Here is a 17,240-nt window from a genome sequence, read left to right as displayed (position 1 = left end):
CGGGGGGCTCGGAGAGGGATCGGGGAGACGGATCAGGTCGGGTCGAGCAGCGCGGGCCGGCGCCGGGTCACCCACCGGGTCTCGGCGTCGTAGGCGGCGCCGAGCTGGAGGCAGTCGCGCTCGCCGTTGTTGGGGCCGACGATCTGGATGCCGGAGGGGCGCCCGGCCGGATCGAAGCCGGCAGGCACGTTGAGGGCGGGGAGCCCGCTCATGGTGACGGGAATCGTCGCCTCCATCCAGCGGTGATAGGTGTCCATCGCCCGGCCGCCGACGGATTTGGGCCAGCGCTCCTCGATGTCGAAGGGGAAGACCTGCGCCGAGGGCATGAGCAGGAAGTCGTAGCGCTCCCGGAAGCGGCGCACGGCCTCGTACCAGGCGGTGCGCCCCTCCTGGGCGGCCGCGACCTGGTCCGCCGAGAGGGCGAGCCCGCGCTCCACCTCCCAGACCGCCTCCGGCTTGAGCAGGGCCCGGTAGGCCGGCTCGTCGTAGAGCGGACGCAGGCTGGAGGCGGTCATCCAGGCCCGGAGGGTGAGCCAGTCGCGCCAGACCTTGCCCATGTCGAAGCGCGGGCGGTCCCATTCCACCTTGGCGCCCAGGGCCTCGAAGGCGGGAAGCGCGCTGCGGTCGAGGTCGAGCACGCCCGGCTCGAAGGGCAGGTAGCCCCCGAGATCATCGAACCAGGCGATCCGGGCACCGGTGAAGTCGCGCTTCAGGTCCTCTGCGAAGAGGGCCGGGTCCTGCGTGTTCGAGTAGGGCACCCGCGCGTCGTAGCCGGCCTGGACCGAGAGCAGCAGGCCGAGATCGGCCGGGGAGCGCCCGATCCCACCCGAGACTCCGAGGCCGGGGGTGAAGGCGTCCTTGGTCTCGATCGGGATGCGGCCGTAGCCGGTGCGCAGGCCGAACAGGTTGTTGAAGGCGGGCGGGTTGCGCAGGGAGCCGGCATGGTCGCTGCCGTCGGCCACCGGCTGCATGTGGAGGGCCACCGCCACCGCCGCGCCGCCGCTGGAGCCCCCGGAGGTCTTGCTCGGATCGTAGGCATTGCGGGTGGCGCCGTAGACCGGGTTGAAGGTCTGCGAGCCGAGGCCGAATTCCGGCATGTTGGTGCGGCCGGTGAAGATCGCGCCGGCCTTGCGCAGCCGTTTGACCATGATCGAATCGGCCGCGGCGATGCGATCGCGGAAGATCGGCGACCCTTGCGTGAAGGGCAGGCCCTTCACCGCGTCGATGTCCTTCACCGCGTGGGGGAAGCCATGCAGCGGCCCGAGGAATTCGCCGCGCGCGGCCTGTGCGTCGCGCTCCTCGGCGGCGGCCAGGAGCTCGCTCCGGTCGCGCAGGACCACGATGGCGTTGACGATCGGATTCAGGCGATCGATCTGATCGAGATAGGCGGTCATGACCTCGACGCAGGAGACGCGCCGGGCGTGGATCGCGGCCGACAGGTCGACGGCGCTGAGGCCGAGGATGTCGTCGTCCGACGCCGCGGCCGCCACCGGATCGGCCGCGCTGATGGATGGGTCTGTGTTCATGGTCTGGCTCTGGAACGCGCCCGCACATGCCACGGGCCTTCGGGGTGCCACCGGCCGTCAGGCCGGCAGCCGCCGCTCCTGAAAGGCGTGGCAGGCCACGCCTTCGGCCAGGGCCGGCACCTCGGTGCGGCAGCGCTCGTTCGCGAAGGGGCAGCGCGGGTTGAAGGCGCAGCCCGTGGGGGGATCGATGGGGTTCGGGATCTCGCCCGAGACGGGGATGCGCCTGCGCCCGGTGAGCCCGATATCCGGAACCGCATCGAGCAGCATGCGCGTGTAGGGATGTTTCGGAGCACGGAAGAGTTCCCGTCCGTCTGCGATCTCGACCACGCGCCCCAGATACATCACCCCGATCCGGTTCGCCATGTGGCGGACGACGGCGAGGTTGTGGCTGATGAACAGGTAGGTCAGCCCCAGGCGGTCCTGCAGGTCGCGCATCAGGTTGAGGATCTGCGCCTGGACCGAGACGTCGAGGGCCGAGGTCGGCTCGTCGCCCACCAGGAACTCCGCCTCCGAGGCGAGCGCGCGGGCGATGGCGATGCGCTGGCGCTGGCCGCCGGAGAATTCGTGCGGGTACTTCACCCCGTCGTCGGGATGCAGGCCGACGAGGCCGAGGAGTTCGCCGACCCGGCGGGCGATGGCGACCTCGCCCTGGAGCAGGTTGAAGGCCCGGATCGGCTCGGCGACGATCCGCCGGACCCGCCAGCGCGGATTCATCGACGCGTAGGGGTCCTGGAAGATCATCTGGATGCGGCGGCGCAGGCGGCGGCGGGCGGCGGCCTCGCGCGGGTCGGTCATCGAGATTCCGGTGATGCGCACGTCCCCGGCGCTGGGCGGCAGCAGGCCGACCACCATGCGGGCGACGGTCGACTTGCCCGAGCCCGATTCGCCGACGAGCGCGAAGGTCTCGCCCCGGCGGATCTCGAAGCTGACGCCGTCCACCGCCCGCAGGATCTGCCGCGGCTGGCGCTCGATGACCCGGGCGAGCCAGGGGCGCGACACGTCGAAGGTGCGGCGCAGGCCCTCGATGACGACGTAGGGGGCGTCCGCCGCGCGGGACCCCGGCACGGGCGGCGGCATCACGGGCGCGTTCATGCGGCGGAGGCTTCCGAGCGGTCGTAGAGGTGGCAGGCGACGCGGTGCGCCCCGACCGGGATCGGGTCCGGCCGCTCGACGAGACAGCGGGCGAAGACCGAGGGGCAGCGCGGGTGGAAGGCGCAGCCCTTCGGGATGTTCGAGAGGCGCGGCATCGCGCCCGGGATCTGGGCGAGGCGGTCCGTCTCCTGGGCGAGCGTCGGGATCGCGCCCATCAGGCCCTTGGCGTAGGGGTGGAGCGGGCTCTGCACGACGTCGCGCACCGGGCCGATCTCGGCGATGCGGCCCGAATACATCACGGCCACCCGGTCGGCGGCCTCCGCGATCACGCCCATGTCGTGGGTCACCAGCATCACGGCGGTGCCGCGCTCGCTGCCGAGGCGCTTCAGGAGCGCGATGATCTGGGCCTGGACCGAGACGTCGAGGGCCGTGGTCGGCTCGTCGGCGATGATGAGCTCGGGCTCGGCGGCGAGCGCCAGGGCGATCACCACGCGCTGGCGCATGCCGCCGGAGAATTCGTGCGGATAGCCGTCGATCCGCCGCTCCGGCGCCGGGATGCCGACCTCCGCCAGGAGGTCGATGGCGCGCCGGCGCGCCGCCTTCTCGGAGAGGTCGGTATGGGTGCGGATGGTCTCAACGATCTGCCGGCCGACGCGGTAGAGCGGGTTGAGGCTGGTGAGCGGGTCCTGGAAGATCATGCCGATGCGCCGGCCCCGGATGCGCCGCATGGCCTCCGGCGACAGCGTGTCGATGCGCTCGCCCCGGAGCAGGATCTGCCCACCAACGATGGCGCCGGGCGGATCGATGAGGCCGATCACCGCCGAGCCCGTGACGGACTTGCCCGCCCCGGATTCGCCGACGACGCCGAGGATCTCGCCCCGGGCGATGTCGAAGGAGACGTCGTCGATGGCCGTGAGGGTGCCGCGGCGGCCCGCGAAGGCGACGCGCAGGTTGCGGACCGAGAGGACGGGCTCTGTCATGGCAGCTGTGTCATGCCGGCGCGATCACTGGAGTTTCGGGTTCAGGGCGTCGCGCAGCCAGTCGCCCAGGAGGTTGATCGCCAGGACGAGGCCGGCCAGCGCCAGGCCCGGGAAGGCGACGATCCACCACTCGCCGGAGAACAGGAAGCGGTTGCCGGTGCGGATCAGGGTGCCCAGCGACGGCATCGAGTCGGGCAGGCCGGTGCCCAGGAACGACAGCGTCGCCTCGGTGATGATGGCGAGCGCGAGGTTGATGGTGGCGATGACGAAGACCGGCCCGAGCACGTTGGGCAGGACGTGCCGGACCATGATGACCGGCGAGGACAGGCCGATGAGCCGCCCGGCCTGGACGTAGTCCTTGTTCTTCTCCACCAGCACCGAGGAGCGCACGGTGCGGGCGTACTGCACCCAGAACGACAGCCCGATCGAGAGCACGATGAGGCCGATGGCGGCGTTCGTGTCCATCTGGCTCCCCAGGGCCGCCTTGGCGACGCCGTCCACCACCAGGGCGATCAGGATCGCCGGGAAGGTGAGCTGCACGTCGGCGATCCGCATGATCAGCGTATCGACGAAGCCGCCGAAATAGCCCGCCACCAGCCCGAGCAGGATGCCGAGCGCGCCGGAGACCAGGACGCCGAGGAGGCCCACCACCAGGGACAGCCGGAGGCCGTAGAACACCGCCGAGAGCACGTCGCGGCCCTGGTCGTCGGTGCCGAGGGTGAAGGGGGCGACGCCGTCGGCGTACCAGAGCGGCGGCAGGTTCGAGTTGATGAGCTCGAGCTGGGCCGGGTCGTAGGGGTTCTGCGGCGAGATCCAGGGGGCCGCCAGCGCCAGCAGGGCGAGGACCAGCGTCACCGCGAAGGCGCCCATGGCGAGCTTCGAGCTTCGGAAGCTGGCATAGACGTCGGAATCGAGGACGCGCGCGAGCATCGAGCGCTTGGCCGGCGCCGGCGGGAGGAGGGGAGCGTCCTGCACGGAAGCGCTCATGCGGCGCGTCCCGTGGACAGGCGCAGGCGGGGATCGACGATGGTGTAGAGCACGTCCACCACGAGGTTGATGACGACGAAGATGGCGGCGACCAGCAGCAGGTAGGCCGCCATGATCGGGATATCGACGTTCTGCACGGCCTGGACGAAGAGCAGGCCCATGCCGGGCCACTGGAACACCGTCTCGGTGATGATCGAGAAGGCGATGACCGAGCCGAGCTGCAGCCCCGCGATGGTGATGACCGGGACCAGGGTGTTCTTCAGGGCGTGGCCGAGATGGATCGAGCGGGTGGTCAGCCCCCGCGCCCGGGCGAAGCGGATGTAGTCGGTGCGCAGGACCTCCAGCATCTCGGCGCGCACCAGCCGCATGATCAGGGTCATCTGGAACAGCCCGAGGGTGACGGAGGGCAGGATCAGCGCGCGCAGGCCCGAGGCGGTGAGGAAGCCGGTGGTCCACCAGCCGAGCCGCACGGTGTCGCCGCGCCCGAAGGAGGGCAGCCAGCCCAGCGTCACCGAGAACAGGAAGATCAGCAGGATACCGATCAGGAAGGTCGGCAGGCTGATGCCGACGAGGGAGATGGCAAGGAAGACCTTGGCGAGCCAGGTGTCGCGCCGCAGGGCGCAGTAGACCCCCATCAGGATGCCGACGGAGAGGGCGAAGAGCGTGGCGCAGAGGGCGAGTTCGAGGGTGGCGGGCATGCGCTCGGCCAGCAGCGCCGAGACCGGCTGGCGGAACTGGTAGGAGGTGCCGAACTCGCCGCGGGCCACGTTGCCGGCGTAGCGCAGGAACTGGACCGCGACCGCGTCGTCGAGGCCGAGGTCCTTCCGGATGGCGACGCGCTCCGCGTAGGGCGTGTCGACGCCCACGATCTGGTTCACCGGATCGCCGGCGAAGCGGAACATCGAGAAGGCAATCAGCCCGACCGCGAACAGCACGGCGACGGACTGGAGCAGACGCTGGAGGACGAAGGCGATCATCGGCGGGCGATCCGGTCGTGCACATCGCCAAGACCGGCACGCCGAGCGATCGCAGAACGTGGCGCGCCGTCATTCCGGGGCGCCGCAGGCGAGCCCGGAATCCAGGACCGCCGACGGTGTAAAGTCCTGCACCACCTTCGTGTCTGGATCCCGGGCTCCGCTGTGCGGCCCCGGGATGACAGGGTGCTGCACGAGCCATCTCGGCGGACACACAAGCGGATGCGATCGCCCTGTCCCCGCCGGGCGGAGACGCGGGGCGGTGCTACATCCTGAAACCGATCGGCCATGAATGTCACGGCTGCTTCGAGACCCAGTACAGCATCAGCATGTTGTCCGGCCGCTGGACCAGGGTGACCTTCTTCGAGACGCCCCAAGCCAGGGCCTGCTGGTGCAGGGGGATGAAGCCCCAATCGGCCTGGATGGTGTCGAAGCCCTCCTTGATCTCGGCGTTGCGCTTGGTCTGGTCGCTCTCGGCCTCGACGGAATCGGCGAGCGCGTCCACCTTCGGGTTGCAGTAATTGCCGAGGTTCCAGTTGCCGCGTCCGGGCTTGGAGCCGCCCCGGCAGCCGGCGATCTCGAACAGGATGTTGTGCGAATCCTGGGAGGAGGGGGTCCAGCCGACGAGGTAGAACGAGGTGTCGTAGGCCGGCGCCAGGACCTTGGCGAAGTACTTGGCCTTGGGCTGCGCGTTGAGGTTCACCTTCACGCCGACCCGGGCCAGCATCGAGACCACCGCCTGGCAGATCGCCTCGTCGTTGACGTAGCGGTCGTTGGGGCAGTCCATCCCCAGCGAGAAGCCGTCCGGATAGCCGGCCTCCGTGAGGAGCGCCTTGGCGCGCTTCGGGTCGTAGTCGGGCCGCTTGAACTCGCCGGCGCGGGGGAACAGCACCGGCGCGATCAGCAGGGCGGAGGGCACGGCCTGCCCGCGCATGACGCGCTTGGCGATCGTCTCCTCGTCGATGGCCCGGTAGAAGGCCTCGCGCACGCGCACATCCTTGAACGGGTTCTTGCCCTTGACGTTCGAATCCTTCAGCTCGTCGCGGGACTGGTCCATGCCGAGGAAGATCGTGCGCAGCTCCGGCCCGGCCATGACGGTGGCGGTGCCGCTGGCATTCACCCGTTGGGCGTCCTGCAGCGGCACGGGGTCGATCCAGTCGACCTCGCCGGAGATCAGGGCGGCGACCCGGGTGGCGTCGTTCTGGATGGTGGTGAAGACCGCCTCGTCGAGGTTCGATTCCACCTTGCCCCAGTAGTTGGGGTTCTTCTTGAACACCGTGCGCACGCCGGGCTGGTGCTCGGTGATGATGAACGGCCCAGTGCCGTTCTCGTGCAGGGCGGCGTAGCTGGTCGAAGTCGCGCTCGGCAGGGTGGGGGCGACGGCGCCGTTCTTCTCGGCCCAGGATTTCGACATGATGTACCAGGTGGAGAACTGGTACAGGGCGATGGGGTTGGGGCCCTTGAGCTTCATGTCGACGGTGTGGTCGTCGATCTTCACCCACTCGGCGTCGGACGGCACGTTGGTGGTGAAGTTCGAGCCCGGCGCCCGCACGCGGGTAGCCGAGAAGATCACGTCGTCGGCCGTGAAATCCGAGCCGTCGTGGAACTTCACGCCCTTGCGCAGATGGAAGCGCCAGCGCGTCGGCTCCGGATTCTCCCAGGATTCCGCCAGCATGGGGGCGAGCTTCAGATCCTTGTCGCGCGTGATCAGCGAGTCGAAGACCGCGCCGTGCATCCCGATCGTGAAGCTTTCCTTCAGGGAGTAGGGGTCGAGGGACTTGATGTCGCCCTGGAAGGCGAAGCGGAAGACGTTCGCGGCCGCGGCCGGCACCGTGGCGGTGAGGCCGACCAGTCCGGCGAGGGCGGTGGCCGAGACGAACGCTTTGACCGTGGACTTCAACAAGGCACCCATCCTCTTCGCGCTTACATCCCAGGCGGCTGGCGACACCTTGGCACGGATCACCTTGGCATGGATCGGGCCAAGCCCGAACCCGGTTCTCGCCGCCGTCCACGCCGATGCGGCTCGGCGCCCCGCCGCCCACCGACCGGGCCCCGTCATGCCCAAAAATCGGTCAATAGCCACGAATCGGTCAAGTCCCACCCCGGTCGGAGCCGGGTGCGCCGGCGTCGCGGCCGAACAGGGCGGCACCGGGACCGGTTGAACCCGCATCCCCGATCCGAACCGGCTGCTGCGGGAGACCGGCGCGAATCCGGGATGACGTGATGCGTAGCCCAGCCTCCCCGGCCGCGCCCGCCGCTCCATATCAGGGGCTCGGCACGGCCGGGCGGGCAGGGCGCGAGACGCCCGGTGCCGTCCGCAGGCAGGGAAGATCCGGAGAGTTGGACATGGCCGATCTCGAGCACACGCTTCAGCGCTTCCAGGGCCTCCTGATCGCCGAGCAGCCCGTCGATATCGGCGAGGCGGAGGATGCGATCTGGGCCTATCTCTCGCAGGCGCAGGGCCTGTCGGCGCAGATCGAGGCCCTGGACCGGCTCCAGGAGGCGGTCGGGCGCTGGGACAGCCGCTCGCCGTTCCTGCCGCACCTGCGCGCGGCCCTCGACCGGCACCGCACCCGGCTCGCGGAGCCCTCGGCCTGAGCGTGGCCGCGACGCCCCTGCGCCTCCTCACCTACAACATCCGTCACGGACGCGGCAGCGACGGGCGGGTCGACCTGGGGCGTGTGGCCTCCGCCATCCGGTCCAGCGGCGCCGAGATCGTCGCGCTGCAGGAGGTCGATCTCGGCCGCGCCCGCACCGGCGGGGCCGACCAGGCCCGAGACATCGCCGACATCCTGGGGATGCGGCACCATTTCCACGCCGCCCTGCACGTCGCGGCGGAGCGCTACGGCGACGCGATCCTGACCGCGCGGCCCTCGCGGCTCGTCAGGGCCGGCGCCCTGCCGGGGCTCGCCGGGCGCCCCGGCCTCGAACCGCGCGGCGCGCTCTGGGTCGAGGTCCAGGTCGGCGCCCATCGGCTCCAGGTCCTCAACACCCATCTGGGTCTGGTCGCGCCCGAGCGGGGGGCGCAGCTCGCCGCGCTCCTCGGCCCCGACTGGGTCACGGCGGCCCTCGCGGCGGGGCCGGTGGTGCTGGCCGGGGACTTCAACGCGACGCCGTGGTCCCGGGCCTATCGCCAGATCACGGCGCGCCTCGCGGATGCGCGCGCCCTGGCGCGGACCCGGTCCGGCCGCGCGACCTTCCCGAGCCGCTGTCCGGTGCTGCGCCTCGACCACGTCTTCGTGGGCCCCGCCCTCGCCGTGGACCGGGTCTCGGTGCTGGGCGACGGCGCGGCGCGGCACGCCTCCGATCACCGGCCGCTCCTGGCGACGCTGACCGTCGAGGCGGGGGCGAACGCCGCCGACAGGCCTCAGGAGGCGCCGGCCGTCGCCTCCGGGGCCTGAGCCGCGAGCGCGGTCTCGGGCAGGTCCCGGCCGCGCAGGGCCTGCAGGGCCGAACCCCGGCGCCAAGGCCGCCAGGCATCCTGGGTGCCGACGGGGTCGCCGAGGTGCCAGGCCTCCACCAGGCGGGCGACCAGGCCCCGCCGCGAGGCGACGACACGGCAGAGCCGTCGCGGGGCCACGAGCGCCGGATCGTCGAGGACCGCCCGCAGGGAGCCGCGCCGGCGCACGGCCTCTTCGAAGACCTCCCGTGGACAGCCCGCATGGTGTGCGACGAGGCCGTCGCGCAGGCGGGTGATAGCCGTGCGCAGGATCGGGTCGTCCACCCCCGGGGCCGCCTCGATGGCGAGGTCGCATTCGCTGTCGTAGCCGAGCGAGCGGTTGTTGAGGTTGGTCGAGCCGACGCGCACCAGCCGGTCGTCGAAGATGCCGACCTTGGAGTGGACCAGGATCGGCCGGCCCTCCGGCGTGTGCGGCGCCAGGATGCGCAGGCGATCGTGGCGGTCGGCCGCGCGGAGCCGGCGGATCAGCCCCCGCCGGGCACTGTCCATGGTCAGGCGGTCGAAGCCGTTCGGGCTGCGCTCGGCCACCACGATGATGATCTCGGGTCCCTCCGGCTCGGCCAGCCGCGCCACCAGCGCGTCGCCGATCAGCGGCGCCGTGAGGTACTGGTTCTCCAGGTAGATCACCCGGCGGGCGCCGCGGATGGCGGCGCCGTACAGCTCGGCGTTCTCCCGCACCGCCTCCCGCCGGGCGGTTTCCGGCCAGGTGCGCGCCAGCGCCACCGGGGTGTCGACGAGGAGCGGGGTCAGGGTCTCGGGCCAGGCCGTGTCGCCGCGCATGGGCGGGGGCGCCAGGCGCTCGCCCGTGGCATCGAGCCAGCGCTGGCGGGCCAGATCGCCGAGGGCCGCCGCGGCCGGTCCCTCGACCGCCATCATGATGTCGTGGCGCGGTGGGTAGGTTTCGCCGCTCGGCAGGCGCCGGCGCGGGTCCCGGTCGCGATGGGCGGGCGTGTCCCAGCGGTTGGCCTCGAAATCGCCGCCGCCGCAGAAGGCCACGGCGTCGTCCACGACGAGGATCTTCTGGTGCTGGCAGGCGCCGGTCGGCAGGGTCGCGTCGACCCGGTAGGTGATGCCGGGGCCGAGCCGCTCCCGGATCGCCTCCGGCGTCAGGTCGCGCCCGGCCGAGAGCGGCCAGGGCATGTCCCAGATCAGGAGATGGATCGCGAGGTCGGGCCGGCAGGCCCGCATCCGGCGCAGCAGGTCCTCCAGGGTCTCGCCCTCGGGCGCGTGGCTGCCGTCCGGCGCGAGGCGCAGGCGCGGGTCGAAGCTCCAGCCGACCAGGAGGACGGAGTGGCGGGCGGCCAGCATCGCCGCGCGGGCCGCGGCGAAGTAGGCGGCCCCGTCATGGAGCAGCGCGACCCGTTCGGCCTGCTCGATGCGCCAGCAGGTGTGGCCCGGGCGAAGCCAGCGCGCGGCGGGGTGGGGCGGGTCCGGCGGGTGGATGCGCGACGGCGCCGTCCCGCGCGGGGCCAGCTGCAGGCCGCGCGCGGCGAGCTTGGCCTTCACGCGCCGCCGGGTCACCGCGATTGCCGCCAGCGTCGCGACCAGGCCGAGCCCGAGGGGAATCCAATGGGCCGCCGGATTGCCGGCGCTGCGGCCGATCACCCCGAGATAGACGCAGAGCACCGTGCCCGGCACCATGCCCAGGAGGGTGGAGACGAGGAAGTCCCGCATGCGGACCCGCGTCAGGCCGAGCACGTAGTTCTGGACGTTGAACGGCACGAAGGGGCTGACGCGCATCAGGGTCAGGAGGCGCCAGCCGCCATCGCCCACCGCCTCCATGGTCGCGCCCATGGCGGGGCGGCGGGCGATGAGGCGCTCGACCCGCTGGCGCAGGATGCCGCGCGCGGCGAGGAAGGCCAGGACGGAGCCGATGGTCGCCGACACGAGGACGAGGGGCAGGGACCACCAGCCGAAGGCGAGGGCGCACGCGATGGTCAGGGGGGTGCCCGGCACCACCAGCAGCGTGGCCAGGACAAAGAGGGCCGCGAAGGCGATGGGTCCGAAGGGCCCGAGCGCGGCCGCCCAGGCCCCGAAGGCCTGGAGCCAGGCCTGGACCGGCAGCAGGAACCATGCGGCGGCGAGAGCCGCCAGTCCCAGGACGATCAGCATCCAGGAGCGGAGTTCTGTCGACGTCAAAGGCCCATGCTCGCGTTCCGCCGGTCGGATCTCGTGCGTCTCGCCATCGGTTGCCAGACCCCGTTCCTTTGCCGGACAATGCCAAAGAATGTTTTGCCGGGCGAGACGTTGCGCTGCAGCAATCGCCTTTGCACCGGCGCGGCACATCCGCTAACGCTCGGGCCGTCGCCGGGTGAAGACCGGACCGATCACCGGCCGGTCCTTCGGACGCCGGCGCCGCCTCCTACCCCGACCGCTCGCCGGCCCGACGGACCGGCCGGCGATCTCGGAGTCCCTCCACGAGCACCCGCCTCCACGAGCATTCGGAACCCCGACCATTTCCCAGGATCGCGAGATCACCTTTCGCGGGCGCGGCCACGGCGTTCTTCGCGGCGCCCGGCTTCGCCTGACCGTCTGCCCGCTCTGCTCCCAGGCCAATACGCCCCGGGGAGCGGAGGCCGGCCAATGTGCGTGGTGCGCCTACGTTCCGTCCCCGGACGACGTGGAACCGGCGCGGCCGGAGGAGCCGGCGGACCGGCCGACCCTGGTCCCGTAGCGTCCGGCCGGGCCGCTCGCCGTCAGGCCTCCGGCCGGTCGCCCTCCGGCCCGCCCTCCATCAGGCACCGATAGGCGGCTTCGGCCGGTCCGTAGCTGCCCCCGGCCGCCGCGCGCAGGCGGTCGCGATCGGTGATGGTGATCCGCCCGCGCCGGGCCCGGATGTAGCCGGCGCCCTCGAGGCTCTGGACGGCCAGGGTCACGCCCGAGCGCTGCGCCCCCAGCATCAGCGCCAGGACCTCGTGGGTGAGGAGGAGTTCGTCGCCCTCGACCCGGTCGTGGCACATCAGGAGCCAACGGGCGAGGCGGGTCTCGATCCCGAAGCTGGCATTGACGAAGGCGGTCTGGCGGGCCTGGAACAGCTCCGCCTGCACGAAGCGGAACAGGTGGCGGCGCAGCGATTCACTGCGCTCCATCGCGGCGTGCAGATCGGGCAAGTCGATCGCGAGCGCCCAGCCGCCGATCTGCACGATGTGTTCGTAGGGAGAGGTCCGCGACCCGAGGATGACCGTGGAGGCCCCGACGAACCCCTCCGGACCGATCATCCCGACTTCGAGCCGGGTCGCCCCGCCCTGCATGATGACCGAGACGAGACCGGTTTCCACGAAATAGGTCCGCTCCAGCTCTGCGCCGCAGGGGACGAGTACCTCACGGGCGGTCAGTTCCAGGCGCCGCAGCCGCGGCCGGAGCAGGGCTAGGTCGTCCGACGAGAGCGTTCGCAGCAAACGATTACGCGACGAGATCGGCATTCCAGAACGACAGAGCTTCCTCTCTCGGCAGAGAGAAACAAGCTTCTCGCGCCGGGTCTCGGCCATAGCGAAGGTTCCGCGCTGGATCAATCGCAGCTGTGAACGCTCGAAAACGCGACTCAGACCGAGCGTTTGCTGTGCATAAACATAGGTTAACTGTTGGGAATCGGACGGATCAAAGTCCCGATCTTACGTCTCCTCGGCGTCCGCGATAATTATGTGCCCAATCGGGAGCCGTTCGGCGGTGGTGACCGTTAGGAGCGCGACAGGAATCCGTGTCGGGGCGGCGAACGGACGTACATCTCACGACCGGCGGAGGGCGCCGCCGCCGCCAGTCTCGCGAGACCCTCCTTTCCGTTCCGCCCGCCATCCTCCCGCCCGGACAACCCGCCCGACCGCCGATCGTCGCGCCGCCGGGCGCGGGCGATCGCAACCCGACATCGCCGCCAGGATCACGGACATCGTCTTGCCGTCTCTTTCCCAGATTCCGACCACCGCGGCGTCCAACCCGCTGATCCGCAAGCTGGAAGGGTTCGGGCCGCTCTCCGGGGACGATCGGGCCGTGCTCGAACGCGTCAGCGGCCAGGGTCACACCATCGGACCGCGCGTCGACCTGATCCGCGAAGGCGACGCGCCGGACGGCGTGATCCTCATCATGGACGGCATCGCCTGCCGCCAGAAGCACCGGGCGAACGGAGCGCGCCAGATCACCGCCTATCTCGTTCCCGGCGACACCTGCGACCTCGACGTGGCGCTGCTCGCTCAGATGGACCACACCATCACGACGATGTCGGCCTGCCGCGTGGTGCGCCTGCCGGTCGAGGTGGTGCGGACCCTCCTGGAAGACCATCCGGCCATCGCCCGGGCGCTGCGTCTCGCCACGCTGGTGGACGAGGCGACGCTGCGCGAATGGCTCGTCAATGTCGGATGCCGCTCCGCGATCGAGCGCATCGCGCACCTGTTCTGCGAACTCCTCGTGCGGTTGCAGGTCGTCGGCTACGCCAGCGAGGATTCCTACGAATTTCCGATCACCCAATTGGATCTCGCGGACACGGTCGGCCTCTCGAACGTGCACGTGAATCGCTCGCTTCAGGAACTCCGGCGCCGAGGCGTGATTGAACTCAAAGGGCGGACCCTGAAAATTCTCGATCGTCAGCGTCTGAAGTCCATCGCGGAATTCAACTCGAAATACCTGCTTCCGGGGACGCGGGCTTCGGCATGACCATGAAACTCCAGCCCGTTCAGATTGCGACGGGCAGCAAGGACCAAGAGAGCCGGTTGGTTTTCGTGGATGGCATGCTCGTCGCCGTGCTCGTGCAACTCTCCAGCGAGCACGAGTCCGTGGCGGGCCACTGGTTCCTCGAAGTCGGGTTCGGGCGCGTCGACGGCCTGCATGCGCCGATCTTCGCCGACCTCGACGAGGCCCAGGCCTGGATCGCCGGCAAGCTCTCCGAGACGGTGCCCCCGGGCTGACGGGCCGGGATTCGCCCCGATCCGCCGGGGCTCCCCCGTCGAGGGCCTGATCGGGACCGGGTTCAGACCTTGAAGTTCATCAGCAGGGCGCTGGCCGAAGGGGTGTTCGCACGGGTGCCGGCGGCGCCGTAGGGGCTCGTCTGGTCCTGGCGCGCCTGCAAGTGCCGCACGAAGGTCGCCAGGAGATCGTTGGTGCTCTGGGCCGTGGTGTCGGCCGCGGGCGCGGCGGCGAGGCCCGCCCCGGACGATCCTCCGGCCTCTCCGCCGAGGACCGACTTCAGGGTCTCGGCCTGATCGCTCGTCAGGCGCCCGCCCTGGACCTGCTGCCCGATGAGGTCGTCGATCCGCGCCTTCAGGTCCGCCGGGTCGAGGCGCGCGGAAGTGGCCGCGCCGGGGCCGTCCGACCCCTTCAGGGCGGCGTCGATGCTGTCGACGGCCGTATCCAGCGCGGTCTGGTCGGTGCCGCTGATCGCACCGGAGGCCGCCTGCGCCGCGATGCGGTCGTGGGCGCGAACCTTCGGTGACGGAAAGACCGGAGCCGGCCCGGTCGAGATCGACGACATCGCGATCCTCCTGTCTGGGGCTGTGTCCGGCCGCCAGGATGGGCCGGCGCGGTTAACGCATCGTGAGCGCCGGGGCGCGGGTCGCTCACCCCCGCAGGGCGAGCACGAGCAGCACCACCGTGGCGACGGCCGGGACGGCACAGAGCAGGAGGTCGATGAGGAGGGCGGGCCGCTCCCGGACGGCGCGCCGGGTGCGGGGGCGGGGCGACAGCGCCGCGGCGCCGGACATCACTCGGCCCGCGATTGGTCGAGGGCCGACGCCATCCGGTCGAGGGCCGGACGCCGATGTGCGGCGACCCGCATCGGAGCCGGGGTCTCCGCGACGTCGATCCGCTCGGGCGCCGGGCGGCCGGCGTGGTGCAATCCGAGCCCGGACAGGCCGAGGCCGGCGACGACCGCGAGCCCACGGGCGATCATGGCGATGGGCCGGCCGGCCGGGATCGTCCTGACGCGCGTCGCTGGCGATCGCAGCGGCGGCAGCGATCCGGTCGTCGTCGGGAACCTCGTCTCGGCCATCACGGCGCTCCGGTGCAGGATCGGCGGGCCCAGCGATACGTGGGTAAATTTCCCACGTCAATTGGATACGCATGGGATTTTGTGCGGCGGCGCACGGCGTGGGATTGTGTCCCACGGGCTGATGGCTATGGTCCTGCGATGGTCGATTCCTCCGAGACGCCCGCCGAGGGCGCGAACCTGCATGCGCCCGTCGCGCGTCTGCTGCGGCCGCTCGTGCGCCTGTTCGTGGCCCGCGGCATCACCTTCCCGGCCCTGACCACCCTCCTGCGCGAACTCTACGTGAACGTGGCCGAGTACGATTTCGCACTGCCGGGCAAGGAGCAGACCGACAGCCGCGTCAGCCTGCTCACGGGAATCCACCGCAAGGAGGTCAGCCGCCTGCGCGGGGCGGGCGCGCCGGTGAGCGCCGTGCCGTCCTCGGTGTCGCGCAGCAGCCGGATCATCGCGCGCTGGCTCGCCGACCCCGCCTTCACCGATGCCGAGGGCCATCCCCGGCCGCTGACGCGGGCCGGCGAGGGGAAGGGGCCGTCCTTCGAGGATCTCGTCACGGCCGTGACCCGCGACCTGCGTCCGCGCGCGGTCCTCGACGAGTGGCTCGACCGGGGGCTCGTCGTCGCCGATGGCGACGGCCACATCGTCCTCGCCGAGGCGGCCTACGTCCCGAAGGGCGGTGGCGAGTCGCAGCTCTATTACTTCGGCCGCAACCTGCACGACCACATCGCCGCGAGCGTCGCCAACATCACCGCCCCCGACCCGCGCTTCCTGGAGCGCGCGGTGCATTACGACGGCCTGTCGAAGGATCTGGCCGAGCGCCTGGAGGTCCGCGCCCGCGAGATCGCCATGGAGGCCCTGCAGCAGGCCAACCGCGAGGCCCACGCGGCCTGCGAGACGGATGCCGGCGGCAGCCATCGCTGGAATTTCGGCGTCTACATCTACGCCGAGGACGCGCCGCCCGCAGCGGCGAAGGCGTGAGGGCGCCCGCCATGCGCGCACCGAACCGCCGCGATGCCCTGCGCCTGCTCGCCTCGGCGCCCTTCGTCCTGGCATCGACGGCCCAGGCCGACCCGCAGCCGCCGATCCGCGACCAGGGCATCGGCGGCACCGGCGCCCGCCCGAGCCCCCCGCCCGGCGACGGGCAGGAGCAGGAGGGCGACCGCGGCCTCGGCGGCACCGGCGTGATCGGGACGATCCGCCGGTTCGGCTCGATCGTCGTCAACGACCTGCGCATCACCTATCCGGCCGACGTCCTCGTCCGGATCGACGGACGGCCGGCGGCCGCGAGCGACCTGCGGATCGGGCACGTGGTCCGCGTGGTCGCCTTGGAAGCGGGCAAGACCCTCGCCACCCGCCGCATCGACGTCACCAGCGAGGTCGTCGGCCCGGTCGAGGCGGTTCGGCCGGGCGGGCTGACCGTCCTCGGGCAGCGCGTCGCCCTGCCGGCGGCGCAGCGCGAGGGCTGGGCGGTCGGCGACCGGGTCGCGGTGGCCGGGCTGCGCCGCCCCGACGGGATCGTGGTCGCCAGCCTGGTCGAGCACCGCCCGGACGGGACGGCGCGGGTCGCCGGCCTCGTCCGGCGCGGCCCCGACGGGACGCCGATGATCGGTGACCTGCGCCTCCTCGGCATCGACGCTCGGCAGGTGGGCCGTCGCGCCGTCGTCCTGGGCGAGCCGGCCGGGTCCGGCCTGACCGTGACGGGGATCGAGGAGGCGCCCGCGCTCTTCGTCCCGGGCCTGCGGCGGGTCTCGATCGAGGCCTATGTCGGGCGCGACGCCGGACGGCTCCGGCTCGGCTCCGGCCTCGACGTCGCGGGCCGGGCCGATTCCGGTGTGCCGCGCCGCGGCAGCGTGCGCGCCATCGTCACCGCCGAGCCGTCGCGTGACGGACGCCTCAGCCTGCGGAGCCTGCGCATCGACGCGCGCGGCAGCGAGCATCCGGATCTCCAGACCGGACCCGATCGCGGATCGCTGCCGAGGCTCGACGGACACGGTCATGACGGACGAGGGCTCGATGGACCGCACCTCAATGGACGTGCCCTTGACGGACGTGGCCTCGACGGGCGTGCGCCGGGGGGGCAGCCGGGCGGTGCGCCGCGCTTCGACATCGACACCCGCACGCCGACGGGCGGGGAACACGGCCGGGCCGGTGGCGGGTTCGGCGGACCGGGTGGCTTCGAGCGCCCCGGCGGGTTCGGCCGCGGGCCGGACGGGCCGGGCGGGTTCGGGGGCGGCCCCGGGCGCGGACCGGGCG

Annotated in this window: 17 protein-coding genes; 6 read left to right on the top strand and 11 right to left on the bottom strand. The window is 71.6% G+C overall.

Annotated elements, in window-relative coordinates; all coding sequences use genetic code 11:
* Positions 1-32: 32 nt before the first annotated feature.
* From AC3WLN_RS02305 to AC3WLN_RS02280, 6 genes are all read right to left on the bottom strand, one after another.
* The gene (locus AC3WLN_RS02305) at positions 33-1,526 is read right to left on the bottom strand and encodes an amidase (RefSeq protein ID WP_492479284.1); all 1,494 of its coding nucleotides are present in this window, start codon (positions 1,524-1,526) and stop codon (positions 33-35) included.
* 57 nt (positions 1,527-1,583) lie between these two features.
* The gene (locus tag AC3WLN_RS02300; protein ID WP_492479386.1) at positions 1,584-2,603 is read right to left on the bottom strand and encodes an ABC transporter ATP-binding protein; all 1,020 of its coding nucleotides are present in this window, start codon (positions 2,601-2,603) and stop codon (positions 1,584-1,586) included.
* Between the two features lie 11 nt (positions 2,604-2,614).
* Positions 2,615-3,598, bottom strand: coding sequence for an ABC transporter ATP-binding protein (locus AC3WLN_RS02295; RefSeq protein ID WP_492479283.1), 984 nt, complete (start codon positions 3,596-3,598; stop codon positions 2,615-2,617).
* Between the two features lie 24 nt (positions 3,599-3,622).
* The gene (locus tag AC3WLN_RS02290) at positions 3,623-4,585 is read right to left on the bottom strand and encodes an ABC transporter permease (RefSeq protein WP_492479281.1); all 963 of its coding nucleotides are present in this window, start codon (positions 4,583-4,585) and stop codon (positions 3,623-3,625) included.
* Positions 4,582-5,562: an ABC transporter permease gene (locus AC3WLN_RS02285; protein WP_492479279.1), complete on the bottom strand. Its 981-nt coding sequence runs from the start codon at positions 5,560-5,562 to the stop codon at positions 4,582-4,584. Before AC3WLN_RS02285 ends, AC3WLN_RS02290 begins: the two co-directional genes overlap by 4 nt.
* A 292-nt stretch (positions 5,563-5,854) precedes the next feature.
* Complete coding sequence (locus AC3WLN_RS02280; RefSeq protein ID WP_492479278.1) at positions 5,855-7,462, bottom strand: ABC transporter substrate-binding protein; 1,608 nt, start codon at positions 7,460-7,462, stop codon at positions 5,855-5,857.
* A 443-nt stretch (positions 7,463-7,905) separates the two neighbouring features.
* On the opposite strand from AC3WLN_RS02280, the gene AC3WLN_RS02275 reads away from it, so the two are divergent.
* Both AC3WLN_RS02275 and AC3WLN_RS02270 read left to right on the top strand, forming a co-directional pair.
* Positions 7,906-8,157, top strand: coding sequence for a hypothetical protein (locus AC3WLN_RS02275; protein WP_492479277.1), 252 nt, complete (start codon positions 7,906-7,908; stop codon positions 8,155-8,157).
* A 2-nt stretch (positions 8,158-8,159) separates the two neighbouring features.
* A complete protein-coding gene (locus tag AC3WLN_RS02270) occupies positions 8,160-8,960 on the top strand; it encodes an endonuclease/exonuclease/phosphatase family protein (protein ID WP_492479276.1) in 801 nt (266 codons plus the stop codon).
* Here AC3WLN_RS02270 and AC3WLN_RS02265 read toward each other — a convergent pair.
* Positions 8,927-11,131: a VTT domain-containing protein gene (locus AC3WLN_RS02265; protein ID WP_492479274.1), complete on the bottom strand. Its 2,205-nt coding sequence runs from the start codon at positions 11,129-11,131 to the stop codon at positions 8,927-8,929. The two genes, AC3WLN_RS02270 and AC3WLN_RS02265, sit on opposite strands and share 34 nt — an antisense overlap.
* 584 nt (positions 11,132-11,715) lie before the next feature.
* A complete protein-coding gene (locus AC3WLN_RS02260; RefSeq protein ID WP_492479273.1) occupies positions 11,716-12,297 on the bottom strand; it encodes a Crp/Fnr family transcriptional regulator in 582 nt (193 codons plus the stop codon).
* 610 nt (positions 12,298-12,907) lie between these two features.
* Between AC3WLN_RS02260 and AC3WLN_RS02255 the strand changes: the two genes are divergently transcribed.
* Together AC3WLN_RS02255 and AC3WLN_RS02250 are read left to right on the top strand one after the other, a co-directional pair.
* A complete protein-coding gene (locus AC3WLN_RS02255; RefSeq protein ID WP_492479272.1) occupies positions 12,908-13,663 on the top strand; it encodes a Crp/Fnr family transcriptional regulator in 756 nt (251 codons plus the stop codon).
* 74 nt (positions 13,664-13,737) lie between these two features.
* On the top strand, positions 13,738-13,914 hold the full coding sequence (locus AC3WLN_RS02250) for a hypothetical protein (RefSeq protein ID WP_492479271.1): 177 nt from the start codon (positions 13,738-13,740) through the stop codon (positions 13,912-13,914).
* Positions 13,915-13,976: 62 nt separating this feature from the next.
* Here the strand turns inward: AC3WLN_RS02250 and AC3WLN_RS02245 are convergent, their stop codons facing one another.
* From AC3WLN_RS02245 to AC3WLN_RS02235, 3 genes are all read right to left on the bottom strand, one after another.
* Positions 13,977-14,477 (bottom strand): hypothetical protein, encoded by a 501-nt coding sequence (locus AC3WLN_RS02245; RefSeq protein ID WP_492479270.1) that lies wholly within the window; start codon positions 14,475-14,477, stop codon positions 13,977-13,979.
* An 85-nt stretch (positions 14,478-14,562) separates the two neighbouring features.
* A complete protein-coding gene (locus AC3WLN_RS02240) occupies positions 14,563-14,706 on the bottom strand; it encodes a hypothetical protein (protein WP_492479269.1) in 144 nt (47 codons plus the stop codon).
* Positions 14,706-14,993, bottom strand: coding sequence for a hypothetical protein (locus AC3WLN_RS02235; RefSeq protein ID WP_492479268.1), 288 nt, complete (start codon positions 14,991-14,993; stop codon positions 14,706-14,708). The genes AC3WLN_RS02240 and AC3WLN_RS02235 overlap by 1 nt, the downstream gene beginning before the upstream one ends.
* Positions 14,994-15,131: 138 nt before the next feature.
* Here AC3WLN_RS02235 and AC3WLN_RS02230 point away from each other — a divergent pair, with 138 nt between their 5' ends.
* Positions 15,132-15,965, top strand: coding sequence for a DUF6502 family protein (locus AC3WLN_RS02230; protein ID WP_492479267.1), 834 nt, complete (start codon positions 15,132-15,134; stop codon positions 15,963-15,965).
* An 11-nt stretch (positions 15,966-15,976) separates the two neighbouring features.
* A partial coding sequence (locus AC3WLN_RS02225; RefSeq protein ID WP_492479266.1) for a DUF5666 domain-containing protein occupies positions 15,977-17,240 on the top strand: 1,264 nt, incomplete at its 3' end.

This window comes from Methylobacterium sp. FW306-05-D (genome assembly GCF_058782155.1).
Note: the sequence above shows the minus strand (reverse complement) of the source record. Positions and strands in the feature narration are given on the sequence as shown.

Excerpts from the sequence above, each read along its gene's own strand:
- AC3WLN_RS02305 (WP_492479284.1), bottom strand. The coding sequence starts at position 1,526 with ATGAACACAGACCCATCCATCAGCGCGGCCGATCCGGTGGCGGCCGCG.
- AC3WLN_RS02300 (WP_492479386.1), bottom strand. The coding sequence starts at position 2,603 with ATGCCGCCGCCCGTGCCGGGGTCCCGCGCGGCGGACGCCCCCTACGTC.
- AC3WLN_RS02295 (WP_492479283.1), bottom strand. The coding sequence starts at position 3,598 with ATGACAGAGCCCGTCCTCTCGGTCCGCAACCTGCGCGTCGCCTTCGCG.
- AC3WLN_RS02290 (WP_492479281.1), bottom strand. The coding sequence starts at position 4,585 with ATGAGCGCTTCCGTGCAGGACGCTCCCCTCCTCCCGCCGGCGCCGGCC.
- AC3WLN_RS02285 (WP_492479279.1), bottom strand. The coding sequence starts at position 5,562 with ATGATCGCCTTCGTCCTCCAGCGTCTGCTCCAGTCCGTCGCCGTGCTG.
- AC3WLN_RS02275 (WP_492479277.1), top strand. The coding sequence starts at position 7,906 with ATGGCCGATCTCGAGCACACGCTTCAGCGCTTCCAGGGCCTCCTGATC.
- AC3WLN_RS02265 (WP_492479274.1), bottom strand. The coding sequence starts at position 11,131 with ATGCTGATCGTCCTGGGACTGGCGGCTCTCGCCGCCGCATGGTTCCTG.
- AC3WLN_RS02250 (WP_492479271.1), top strand. The coding sequence starts at position 13,738 with ATGCTCGTCGCCGTGCTCGTGCAACTCTCCAGCGAGCACGAGTCCGTG.
- AC3WLN_RS02245 (WP_492479270.1), bottom strand. The coding sequence starts at position 14,477 with ATGTCGTCGATCTCGACCGGGCCGGCTCCGGTCTTTCCGTCACCGAAG.
- AC3WLN_RS02240 (WP_492479269.1), bottom strand. The coding sequence starts at position 14,706 with ATGTCCGGCGCCGCGGCGCTGTCGCCCCGCCCCCGCACCCGGCGCGCC.
- AC3WLN_RS02235 (WP_492479268.1), bottom strand. The coding sequence starts at position 14,993 with ATGGCCGAGACGAGGTTCCCGACGACGACCGGATCGCTGCCGCCGCTG.
- AC3WLN_RS02230 (WP_492479267.1), top strand. The coding sequence starts at position 15,132 with ATGGTCGATTCCTCCGAGACGCCCGCCGAGGGCGCGAACCTGCATGCG.